This window comes from Actinomyces oris (assembly GCF_001929375.1).
GTDB lineage: Bacteria > Actinomycetota > Actinomycetes > Actinomycetales > Actinomycetaceae > Actinomyces > Actinomyces oris_B.
In genome coordinates, this window is sequence record NZ_MSGO01000074.1 from 1 (window position 1) to 11,660 (window position 11,660).

At 68.5% G+C, this 11,660-nt stretch carries 8 protein-coding genes, 1 tRNA gene and 1 pseudogene; 5 read left to right on the forward strand and 5 right to left on the reverse strand.

All coding sequences use genetic code 11. The annotated features are described in order from the left end of the window. Positions 1 to 1,212, forward strand: a 1,212-nt coding sequence (locus BKH32_RS14015; protein ID WP_275531526.1) for an ATP-dependent helicase C-terminal domain-containing protein, incomplete at its 5' end; no start/stop codon positions are given. A 209-nt stretch (positions 1,213 to 1,421) separates the two neighbouring features. Here BKH32_RS14015 and BKH32_RS12595 read toward each other — a convergent pair. From BKH32_RS12595 to BKH32_RS12610, 4 genes are all read right to left on the reverse strand, one after another. Beyond that, entirely contained in the window at positions 1,422 to 1,886 is a 465-nt protein-coding gene (locus tag BKH32_RS12595; protein WP_075250343.1) for a nuclear transport factor 2 family protein, read from the reverse strand. A 1,009-nt stretch (positions 1,887 to 2,895) separates the two neighbouring features. Further along, a complete protein-coding gene (locus tag BKH32_RS12605; protein WP_075250344.1) occupies positions 2,896 to 3,108 on the reverse strand; it encodes a hypothetical protein in 213 nt (70 codons plus the stop codon). Between the two features lie 337 nt (positions 3,109 to 3,445). Then, positions 3,446 to 3,534 (reverse strand) — tRNA-Ser (locus BKH32_RS14020). A gap of 114 nt (positions 3,535 to 3,648) precedes the next feature. Next, positions 3,649 to 4,239 carry a nucleoside deaminase gene (locus tag BKH32_RS12610; protein WP_178384682.1) on the reverse strand — a complete coding sequence of 197 codons (591 nt, stop codon included), beginning with the start codon at positions 4,237 to 4,239 and terminating at the stop codon, positions 3,649 to 3,651. 179 nt (positions 4,240 to 4,418) lie between these two features. On the opposite strand from BKH32_RS12610, the gene betT reads away from it, so the two are divergent. Then, entirely contained in the window at positions 4,419 to 6,644 is a 2,226-nt protein-coding gene (gene betT / locus BKH32_RS12615; protein WP_075250345.1) for a choline BCCT transporter BetT, read from the forward strand. 148 nt (positions 6,645 to 6,792) lie between these two features. Here betT and BKH32_RS12620 read toward each other — a convergent pair whose 3' ends face one another. Further along, positions 6,793 to 7,656: an aldo/keto reductase gene (locus tag BKH32_RS12620; RefSeq protein ID WP_075250346.1), complete on the reverse strand. Its 864-nt coding sequence runs from the start codon at positions 7,654 to 7,656 to the stop codon at positions 6,793 to 6,795. 244 nt (positions 7,657 to 7,900) lie between these two features. Here BKH32_RS12620 and upp point away from each other — a divergent pair, with 244 nt between their 5' ends. From upp to BKH32_RS13800, 3 genes and pseudogenes are all read left to right on the forward strand, one after another. Then, a complete protein-coding gene (gene upp / locus BKH32_RS12625) occupies positions 7,901 to 8,539 on the forward strand; it encodes a uracil phosphoribosyltransferase (RefSeq protein WP_075250347.1) in 639 nt (212 codons plus the stop codon). 101 nt (positions 8,540 to 8,640) lie between these two features. After that, positions 8,641 to 10,683, forward strand: coding sequence for a hypothetical protein (locus tag BKH32_RS12630; protein ID WP_075250348.1), 2,043 nt, complete (start codon positions 8,641 to 8,643; stop codon positions 10,681 to 10,683). Positions 10,684 to 10,867: 184 nt separating this feature from the next. After that, a pseudogene (locus BKH32_RS13800) lies at positions 10,868 to 11,660 on the forward strand (hypothetical protein); the annotation flags it as partial.

Below are 11,660 nucleotides of genomic sequence, written 5' to 3' on the forward strand. Positions count from 1 at the left end.
GAGACTGCCGGACGGCCCGACGCCGTCGGCGGGGATGCTCCCAGGTCCGGGAGCGGTGAGGGCGCCGAGGCGCACGACCTGGAGTCGGCGGTGGCGCTGGTGGCCGGGACGGCGCAGCCGCAGTGGATCGCGCGACGTCGGGGGCCGGCTCCGCAGGCGGGCAAGGAGGCGCACTACGCGAGCGTCGCCGGGACCGGGCTGCGCCTGCCGGCGGGCTCGGCTCTGGCGGAGTCCGAGTGGCTGGCGGTGGCCGGCGTCGATCTGACCAGTGGGCGCGGCGACGCACTCATCCGGGCCGCCGCGCCCCTCGATGAGCAGACGGCCCTGGAGCTGGCCGGGGCCTGGCTGGCCGAGGAGGAGCGCACCGTCTGGGAGAGTGGGCGGCTGCGCACGGAGCGCCTGCGCCGCCTGGGCGCCATCACGCTCACCACCACCCCGGGGCCGCCGCCGGGTCCGGCGCAGGTGGCGGACGCCGTCGTCGCACGGGTGCGTGCCGACGGGACTGATGTCGGCCTGGCCGTGCTGCCGTGGGATGAGGAGGCGCTCGGCCTGCGCGCCCGACTGGCCCTGCTGCACGAGCACCTGGGTGAGCCCTGGCCGGATATGAGCGATGCGGCCCTGGCAGAGCGGGCCGAGGAGTGGCTGGCACCGGCGGTGGCGAGCCTGGCCGGGCAGGCCGGAGGGTCAGGCGGACCGGGCAGGCCGGGTGAATCGGCGTCGTCGGGTTCGGGCGGTCGGCGTTTCAGCCTGGAGCGGCTGGATGTGGCTCAGGCGCTGCGGGCGCTGCTGCCGTGGCCGCAGGCGGCGCGCCTGGACGAGCTGGCGCCCGAGCGCCTGGAGGTTCCCTCAGGCTCACAGGTGCGGGTGGACTACACGGCGGTGGTCGGCGGCGCGGCCGGGGCAGCGGGCTCGGCGGGCTCGGCGGGCTCGGCCGAGGCCGGGCGGGCGGGTCGGCCGGTGCTGGCGGTGCGGGTCCAGGAGTGCTTCGGCTGGGCGGCCACGCCGCGGATCGTGGAGGGCCGGGTGACGGTGCTGCTGCACCTCCTGTCGCCGGCGCGCCGTCCGGTGGCGGTCACCGACGACCTGGCCTCCTTCTGGGAGCAGGGCTACCCGCAGGTGCGCGCCGAGATGCGGGGCCGCTACCCCAAGCACGCCTGGCCACAGGACCCGTGGAACGCGCCCGCCACGAGGGGGACCGGGCGGCGTCGGTAGGCGGGAGCGAGGCTCACCCGGAGTCGTCCGGGGACGGCGGGCGGCGAGTGCCGCAGCCGGAGACGAGTGCCGAGGCGGACCGGGGCTTCCGGCCCTGTCGGCACTGCTGGCACCACCGGGGCCCGTGGGAGGGCCCCGACCCGGACTGTCCCCGGGCTGCTCCCGGCCGGCTCACCGGCGCGGAGGGCAACCGGCCGGGCGGCGGCGCCTCACCAGGTGGAGGCGTCCAGGCGGCTGAAGCGGAAGCCGGTGGGGTTGCGTTCGGTGTCGGGGTCGGCGTCGGGCACGACGTATCCGACGATCTGGAGGTTCCAGGTGCCGCGCCCGCCCCACAGGGTGGCCGTGGTGCGGGTGCGGCCACGCACCACCGGGAAGCCGGCGATGGTGTCGGGCTGGACGGAGATCACCTCGTGGGAGTGGTAGCGCATGGCACCGTTGGCGATGTCGCCGAGCCACTCGACCTTGGGCTGGGGGTAGCCGGTCATGTGGGTCAGGACGCAGTAGTCGGTGAGCAGGGCGTCGATCGCCTTGGTGTCACCGGCGACCATGGCGTCGCACAGGAGCGAGTAGAGCTCGGTGGCAGCGCGGGGCGCGATCTCGGAGGCGTGGGGGTGCGGGCGGACCTGAGTGCGGGAACGGGACAGGGTTCGGGATTCGTGGGGACGGCGACTCATGGGCCAAGAGTAAGGCCCGACGTCGAATATATGAGGGACCAACCGCGCTCCTGCAGCCGGGTCGGGGCGCAGGGCCCCTGCGGGCCGCACGCGGCGGCTACTCCACGAGGGTGGGGATCCACTGGCCGAGGGTTGTGCGTACTGCACGAGAGCCCCACCTACGTGGAGTACACCCGCCCCTCCCCCAGTAGCGCCCCACCCTCGTGCAGTACGGGGTCTCACGGAGCGGACTACCAGGTGAACTGCTCAGAGCCTTCCCCGGCCCTCGTGCGATGCACTCAATACCGCCCCAACCACTCCGCACGATCGCTCTCCGGCCGATAGCCCTCCGGAGGAGTGACTGCCCACCCCATCTCCCGAAGGACATCCGCAGCGATACCGCTCGATGACCGGACAATGGCTTTCGCCTGCTCCGTTCTCCAGCGAGCTCGGGCCTGATCAAGTTCCTGGCGCGCGTAAGAAGGATGGTCGACTCCAAGCTCCTCGATCAGCATTGTCAGGAAGTCCTCCAGAGCGGGCCGCAGCCTCGGACCCCCGACGGGGAAGTGGATGTCAGAGATCTGGGGAGTCTTCTCAGCGTCTCCCCGTTTCTTGACCGCCCTTCGTCCACTGCCACGGCCATCGCGGGACATCATGAAGGTCCAGGCGTCACGATGCGCGTGAACATGAAGGTGCGAGCAAGGAACATTCGCCAGGGGACGGCGTTGGTAGTCAAGACGAGCAAGCCACTCGCCTCCGCCATGCGGTCTCAGGCCGAACGTCGAGCCCTCGATGATCATGTACGGATGCTGTGCCGATATCGTGCACGTGTAAGACACGACTAGATCGAGGAGTCTCTTGCCGCCGATAGACAGGACGACAGGAGCCTTCTCCTGCGGATGAACAGCAGCCTTCCACGGATCCTCTCCTGCGATGTCGACCTGGAACTCAGGCGCAGCCGGGCAAACCGCACGCACTGTACGAGTCGGGCCCTCCGCAAAATGGAAGGTCTACTCATCCACCCCGGTGATCACTTGCCGAGCAGGAACATCAAGCTGTGGTACTCAGAGAACAGCTTGAGGTCGTCCGACGGATACTCACCGGTGTACTCCTGAGCGAGTGCAGCATCAACACTGCCGAACCGACGCCCGAGCGCACTGACAACAGTCCTCTCGCGGGCCTCAAGCTCGGCCTGCGAGAAGTGCTTGACGACTTCACGTGACGGGACAAGGGCGGTGGACATATGACTGCCTCCTTACCGTGGTCGTATACGCACTGTAGCGCATCGCTACGACACGAACTGCTCCCCCTTCCGTGACGGCTGATGAGTAGGTCTCAGCCAGAAGAAAGCGCCCCGAGCTCTACGAGGGTGGGGACGTACTGGTCGCGGGTTGTGCGTACTGCACGAGAGCCCCACCTACGTGGAGTACACCCGCCCCTCCCCCAGTGGCCCCCCACCCTCGTGCAGTACGGGGTCTCACGACGTCGAGCAGCCACCGGCCATCGACACGGGACCACGAAGCGGGGAACGGCAAGGGCCCGCCGCGCAGCTCCTGGCTGCTCGACGGGCCCTCCCGTGGTGGCGGTAGCGCTGGGATTCGAACCCAGGGTGGCTATGAACCACACAGACTTTCGAGATCTGCACCTTCGGCCGCTCGGACACGCTACCTCGCCCACGAGGTTACACGGACGTTGCCCCGCTCCCCAACGCGACGTCCTGCGGTATCAGTCACGGCCGACGTCGTTCCCACTGGCCCCGGCCGGCCCGGCCGGCGGGGCCCCGTCAGCGGCGGTCGGCGAAGAAGGCGGTCAGGAGGTCCTGGGACTCCTGGGCTCGCAGGCCGGCGCGCACCTCGACCTGGTGGTTGGCGCGGGTGTCGCGCACGACGTCGCGCACCGAGCCGCAGGCCCCGGTCCTCGGCTCCCAGGCCCCCAGGACGAGTCGGGCCACCCGGGCCAGGACGATGGCGCCGGCGCACATGGTGCACGGCTCGAGGGTGACCACGAGGGTGCATCCGTCCAGGTGGGAGTCGCCCAGGGCGGCGCCGGCGGCGCGCAGGGCACGGATCTCGGCGTGCGCCGTCGGGTCGTGCTCGGCCTCACGGGCGTTGGCGGCCTCGGCCAGGACGGCACCCTCCGGTGAGAGCACGACGGCGCCCACCGGTACTTCCCCCGCCTCACCGGCCGCGCGGGCCAGCGCCAGGGCGCGCACCATGGCGGCGTCGATGGCCGGGGTGACGGTCGCAGTGGCAGCCGGACTGATGACCGCACCGCCGGCCCGCCCCGAGGCGACACCCGCCCGCCCACCGAGCGCGCCGGCGTCGGAGCCCGGGACCGACGGGCTCGGTGGCTGCGCAGAGGCTGAAGACGTCACGGGTGCATTATCTCGTTATAGGCTCCCCACAGCACGCCCGGGCTCGGACAGCCGCCCCGCCCCACCGGCCCCCGACGCCTCGCTCCCGGTACCGTGGCGGCCCCGCGTGCGTCCCGAGGCCAGCACCCCAAACCCCACGAAGACCCCGTGAAGATCCCCATGAAGAACGGAGCAGGTCGGTGAGCCGGTCCCCCGAATCGAGCGATGAGAACGAGTCCGCGCCAGGCGGCCCCTCCAAGGACTCAGCCCGGCCGGCCACGTCGTCGGACCGCTTCTCAGTGCTGCGGCTCCCCGGCGGGTCCCTCCCCGGCGCCCTGCTCGGCAAGCTGCCGGGCAAGCAGCCCCTCAACCCGGTGGTCTTCTTCGTCTCGGCCACCATCATCACGATCGTCGCCCTGGCCGCGATCTTCGCCCCCCAGGTGGTCAACGACGCCTTCGGCACGGCCGTGACCTGGACGAGCCGCTGGTTCGGATCCTTCTACATCCTCCTCATCACGGCCGCGCTCATCTTCATCCTGGCGCTGGCCTTCTCCCGGTTCGGGCGCATCCGCCTGGGGCCGGACAACTCGACACCGGACTTCTCCACCTTCTCCTGGGCGGCCATGCTCTTCGCCGCCGGCATCGGCACCGAGATCCTGTTCTTCGCCGTCGCCGAGCCGGTCGACCAGTACATGCACCCGCCCACCGGGGAGGCCCAGACCACCGAGGCCGCCCGCAACGCGATCGTCCTGTCCCTGTTCCACTACGGCATCTCGGGCTGGGGCCTGTACGCCCTGGTGGGCCTGGCCATGGCCTACTTCGCCTACCGACGCCGCGACACCCTCACGCTGCGCTCGACCCTGCGCCCGCTGCTGGGCCGGCACACCGAGGGCGTCATCGGCGACGTCGTCGACGCCGCGGCCCTGGTCGGCGGGGTCTTCGGCATCGCGGCCTCGCTGGGGGTCGGCGTCGTCCAGCTGAACGTGGCCCTCAACATCCTGTTCGGGCTGCCGCAGGGCTTCCCCACCCAGATCGGACTGACCGCCCTGGCCGTCGTCATGGCCACCGTCTCGGCCGTCTCCGGCGTCGACCGGGGCGTGCGCGTCCTGTCCACCATCAACGTGCTGCTGGCCATCGGCCTGGCCCTGTGGGTGCTCATCACCGGTGACGCCGCCTTCCTCATCGACGCCCTCATCGGCTCCATCGGCGACTTCTTCACCCGCTTCCCGCGGCTGACGCTGGAGACCTACGCCTACAACCGCCCCGATGACTGGCTCAACGCCTGGACCCTGTTCTTCTGGGCGTGGTGGATCGCCTGGGCGGCCTTCGTGGGCATGTTCCTGGCCCGTATCTCACGCGGCCGCACCATCCGCCAGTTCGTGCTCGGCAGCCTCCTGCTGCCCTTCTGCTACATCCTCATGTGGGTGGCGATCTTCGGCAACCACGCCCTGGACCTGGTCATCCGCGGCAACGGCGAGTTCCGGGACATCACCCTGGGGCGGCCCGAGCAGGGGCTGTACTGGATCCTGGAGCACCTGCCGGGCCAGAAGATCCTCATCGCCCTGGCCCTGTTCATCGGGATCCTCTTCTACGTCACCAGCGCCGACTCCGGCGCCCTGGTCATGGCCAACCTCTCCAGCCGCATCCGCTCGGCGCGTCAGGACGCCGCCCCCTGGCTGCGGATCTTCTGGGCCGCCCTGACCGGGATCCTCACCATTGCGATGCTCGTGGCCGGCGGCATCCCCATCCTCCAGCAGGCCACGATCGTCATGGCGCTGCCCTTCTCCGGGGTCCTCATCCTCATCATGTACACCCTGTGGCGCTCCCTGAGCACCGAGGACACCCACAACCAGGCCCTGACCCAGGCCGACCGCAACCGGGCCCTGGGCTTCAACGGGTCGGCCGCGGGGCTGGAGCAGACGCCCTGGCGCGAGCGCCTGGCGCACACCCTCAACTCGGTCTCCCCCGACGAGGCCGGCAACGCCATGGAGCGGCGCATCGTGCCGGCCCTGGAGGCGGTGGCCACCGAGCTGCGCAAGGAGAACGTCTCCGCCGAGGTCTTCGTCGAGGGTCCCGAGGCCCAGGACCCCGACGACGAGCGCACCTTCCTGGGGCGCGCCAGCCTGGTGGTCTCCTCCCACCCGACCACCGACAGCGGTGAGGAGCAGTCCAGCTCCATCGACTCCTTCCGCTACGTGGTGCGCATGGTCGTCACGCCGGTGCCCGCCTACGGCTTCGCCGTCCACGAGGCCGACGACCTCACGGTGCGCCTCGAGGTGCGCCCGCACAGCGGCGGCCAGGGCTACGACGTCGTCGACTGGAACTCCGACCAGGTGGCTCACGACGTCCTCGACCACTACGAGCGCTGGCTGGAGTACGTGGGCACCTCCGAGAAGAGCGAGTCCCGGTTCTCCCGCCGGCTCTGAGGCGCGCTCCCGCGCCTCCTGCCCGGTCTTCCCCAGCCCCGGCTCACCGCCTCTCCTCCCCGCCGTCTCCCCGTCTCCTCCCGGGCCGCCCCAACGCTGACGGGGGGCATCCTGCGCGCGGCCGGAAGCGGCCGCAGGCGGCCGGAGGTCAGTCCGTCTCGACCGTGTAGGAGGCGAGGCGCTCCTGGAAGGCGGGGTCGTAGTGGTTGACGACGCCCTGCCCCTCGTCGAGGGCGGCGATGTCCCGCATGTCGGCGCCGTCGAGCTGGAAGTCGGTGACATCGAGGTTGGTGACCATGCGCTCACGGTGGACCGTCTTGGGGATGACGATGATGCCCAGCTGGATGAGGTAGCGCAGGGCCACCTGGGCGGTGGTCTTGCCGTGCTTCTCGCCGACGGCGGTGAGCACCGGGTGGGTGAAGATGTTGTTGCGGCCCTGGGCCAGCGGCCCCCAGGACTCCAGGGCGGTGCCGTACTTGGTGTACCAGGCGCGGTTGTCGGCCTGCTGGTTGAAGACGTGGGTCTCCATCTGGTTGACGGCCGGCGGCACCTCGACGTGCTGCACCAGGTCCACGAACCGGTCGGGGAAGAAGTTGGAGACTCCGATGGCGCGGACCTTGCCGGCGGCCAGGGCCTTCTCCATGGCGCGGTAGGTGCCGTAGTAGTCGCCGAAGGGCTGGTGGACGAGCAGCAGGTCGATGTAGTCGGTGCCCAGGCGGCGCAGGGAGCCGTCGATGGAGCGGGCGGCACGCTCGTCCCCGGCGTTGGAGATCCACACCTTGGTGGTCACGAAGACGTCCTCGCGGGGCAGCCCACTGGCGGCGACGGCCGCGCCCACGCCGGCCTCGTTGCGGTAGGCCTGAGCGGTGTCGACGTGGCGGTAGCCGACCTCGAAGGCCTCGAGCACGGCCCGCCCGGTCTCCTCCGGCGGGGTCAGGAAGACGCCGTAGCCGATCTGCGGGATGTCGACGCCATTGTTGAGAGTGATGGCGGGGGCGGAGCCGTTGGCCATGAGTTCTCCATTCGATGCGGTCGGTGTCAGCAACCTAGCCCCGCAGGAGGGCACGACGTCAGCACCGTTCACGCCCTTTGCTGCAGATTTGGACACATAGCAGTCACTGCAGCGCGACTCCGGCGGGGACTCCAACGCCGGCGACGAGTCCAGCCCGTCAGAGCGACATAACCCGGCCGTGAGCGCGCACGAGGCGGCGCGCGTTGCGACGGTGCGGACCGGGCCGCGGCATTAGGCTGTCCCCATGCGCCTCCACGTTGCCGACCACCCCCTCATCGACCACAAGCTCTCCGTCCTGCGTGACGAGAGGACACCGTCGGCGGTCTTCCGCCAGCTGGTGGATGAGCTCGTCACCCTGCTCGCCTACGAGGCCACCCGCGAGGTGCGCACCGAGGAGGTCGAGATCCGCACCCCCGTGGCACTGGCCCAGTGCCGCCGCCTGGCCGACCCGCACCCGATCGTGGTGCCGATCCTGCGCGCGGGCCTGGGAATGCTCGAGGGCATGACCCGTCTGCTGCCCACGGCGGAGGTCGGCTTCCTGGGGATGAAGCGCAACGAGGACACCCTGGAGGTGGAGACCTACGCCAACCGCCTGCCCGATGACCTCTCGGGCCGCCAGTGCTTCGTCGTCGACCCCATGCTCGCTACCGGTCACACCCTCGTGGCCGCCATTGACTACCTGCTGGAGCGCGGGGCGCGCGACGTCACCGCGCTGTGCCTCATCGCCGCGCCCGAGGGGGTCAAGACGCTGGAGGAGGCGGTCGGCGAGCGCGCGAATGTCACGGTGGTGACCGCCGGGGTGGATGAGCGCCTCAACGAGCACGCCTACATCGTGCCCGGCCTGGGCGACGCCGGTGACCGCCTTTACGGCATCGTCGACTGACTCACCGGCTCTCGCCCGCCGCGTCATTTCAACGGCGCGCTCGAAGGTTAATGTTCCCATTCTGTGACCTCGATCCATAGATTTCGTTAGGCTCGGGAGACATGATGACGGGGCACTCACCTTCTTCCGGCGACCACGACGCAACGACGGCGCTCAGCAGGTTCGCCTCACCGCAGGACCTCGAGCGGATCGCCGAGACCCGTCCCGACCTGCACTCGATCCTGGCGACCAACCCGTCGATCCCGCCTCGGGCCCGTAAGATACTGGAGCGATCCGACGACGCCGTCGTCCGGGAGGTGCTGGCGCGTCAAACCGGTCGGGGCGCTCAGCCGGCACAACCAGCACAGTCTCCCGGCCTGGGCGAGGTCGGAGCCATGGCACCGACGATGGCGGTGGGGACGGTTGGCGGAACAGCGGGAACGCCGCCTCAGCAGCCGGCGCCCGCCGGCTCCGGCTATGGGCGGGTTCCTCAGGACTATGGCAGTCACCAGCTGGCTGCGCCTGGCGCGCCGCCGCAAGGGGCCTCGCTTCCAGAGCCCGCCTCCCAGGGGCACGGGACGATGGCGACTCAGTCCCCGCAGGGTCCGCCCCCGCAGGCCTCCCAGGCGGCGCAGCCCGTCTCGGCGCCGCAGCCCATCTCGGCTCCGCCAGTGGCTCAGGCGTACTCGGCGGCCTCAATGCAGGCGACGGCTCCGCCCGTGGACCAGCGGACCGCAATGCCGTCCGGGGCGCAGAGTGGGATGCAGGCAGGATACGGGGAGGGCCAGGGCCAGGCTTATGACTCGGGGCAGGCCTACGGGCCGGGTCAGCCGACCGCGCCGGCCTACGGGGCGCCGATGTATGCGCCGCCGGCGCAGGTTCCGAAGAAGCGCCGCCTGCTCAAGGTGGTCGCTGTCATTCTGCCGGTCATCCTCGTTCTGGGCGTTAGCGGCGTGGCCGCCTGGTACTTCCTGTCGCGCAGCGAGGTCTACCTGGGCTCAACGTACGTGACTCCGTCGGGTGCTTGGGCGAACGGTGCGAACAAGGCCTGGAGCGTCGACGTCGAACCTCATGAGGATCCTTACGTATTCGGCGACCATTTGGTGATAGTCGACAAGGGGTCTGACACCCTCACCGCTTACAGCCCACTGGGCGACAACATGAAAGAAGTATGGAAAACCACTATCGATGACGATGACTTCGGTTCATCATACGACCACTCCCCCGCCCTCCTGGGATGGGGAAACAATACACTGGTTCACAAGTCCACCCTCATTGACCTGAAAACCGGAAAAGTCTCAAAGGCACCCTGGGGGCAGGGCAATCTCGCAATAATTGTCGGCGACACCGCCATTTCCTGCAAAGAAAGCGACAAGTGCACCGCCTGGGGGGCGAATAAAAAACAGAAGTGGTCGCACAAGATCGCCGGAACGGGGAGTTCCTTCGAATCACTGGACACGTTCAACGCAAGTTTCCTAGTCAAAGACGACCAGTGTTACCTTGCACTATTCAACGTCGTCATCAACATCGATAACGGTGAGACCCTGTTCCTCGGAGGAGGGTCGAGGGCCGACACGAACCTCATAACCTGGTACTTCCAAGACGGGTGGGGAACCTTGGAACTGGGGAATAATTCCGACTCTGATTCAAGTTCACAAACCGACACCAAGCACAAAATGACAGTTTATGATTTCAAAGGGAAGAAACGGGGCAGCTATCATGAAAAACTGTCTTCGCACGAGACTGTTGTCGAGGAAGACAAAAAGCTCCCCACGGCCGAGGAGCATCTCACCTACTTCAAGGACCAGGACTTCAGCGACGCCAATCTGACCGCGAAATCCAACAGTGACAGCTGCATCACCAAGCTCAAGCCCAAGCAAGGCAGTTCCATCAGTGTCCCCGAGGCGGGCACAAGCACCAGCTCCTCCGGATGCCCGTCTGTGGCAAGAAGTTCTCAGGATGGCCGCGTCGTCAAGTTGATGACTGTGAATCGCGGGGACGCCAACACGATAACCGCACTGATGAACGTCAAGACCGGAAAGGAGATCAAGTTCAGCGGAATCGATTTGGAGAGCGAAGACACGCTCATTATCGCGAAACCCGACCTCATCATCGGCTATGACAAGTTTGACGGCAAGGTCATCGGCTTCAAGCCCGAGTCATGACCCAGCACCACCTGGCGCCCCGAATCCCGAGTAGACGGGGCTCCGCAAGCGGGAGTCTCGGCGAGGCCGCCTCAACCACCTCGACGACCGTGCCGACCGCCTCTCATCGGCGTATCCGAGTCCGACAGGTCCCCATGGCTCGACTCGCTCCCTCACACCGTAAACTCCGGTAGGCTTCGAAGGTATGACAACGGGGCACCCTCCTTCTTCAGGCAACTACGACGCGACCATCGCGGCAGATGGATTCGCCCCCTCTCACGATCTTCAACGTATCGCGGCCACCCGTCCCGACTTGCACCCGATCCTGGCCATGAACCCGGCGACGCCGCAGTCCGTCCTTGACCTGCTGGCGCACTCCGACAACCTTGCCGTCAAGGAGGCTTTGGCACGGCGGTCCAGATGGGAGACGCCCCAGACGGATGAGGCTTCGCCATCGGTGCAGTCGCAGGCCTCAGAGCAGACTAGCGCCATGGCGCCGACGATGGCGGTGGCGACGCGGCCACAGCAGTCCACCGGTTATGGAAGTGCACCCCAGGGATACGGCGCGGCAACCGCGGCCCAGGCGTCAACGGACATCGCGCAGCCGTCCGGCGCCGACAGGCCGCCTTCACAGCCGTCTGTCCCTTCTGCCTCCCCTATGGCGCAGCCGGGCCCCCAACAGACGAGCCCCATCGGATACCCGGCGATGACTCAGCCCGCCATGGGCGCACCGCTCGGGCAACCGATCTTCAACGGTCCACCGGCGCAGGCCGCACCAGCGCCACGCCCGAAACGACGACGCGGCGCCACGGCGGTAGCGGTCTTTCTCCCCATCATCCTGGTCCTCACCGCGACCTGCGGCGTGTGCTGGTATTTCTTCGGGCCATCGGACGCGAAGGTCATCAACCAGCATGTTGAGCTGTCAGAGGACTGGGAGTATGGATCCGTCGAGACGTGGGACGCGAAAGTCGCCACTAACCTCGATCTTTCATCGTCTG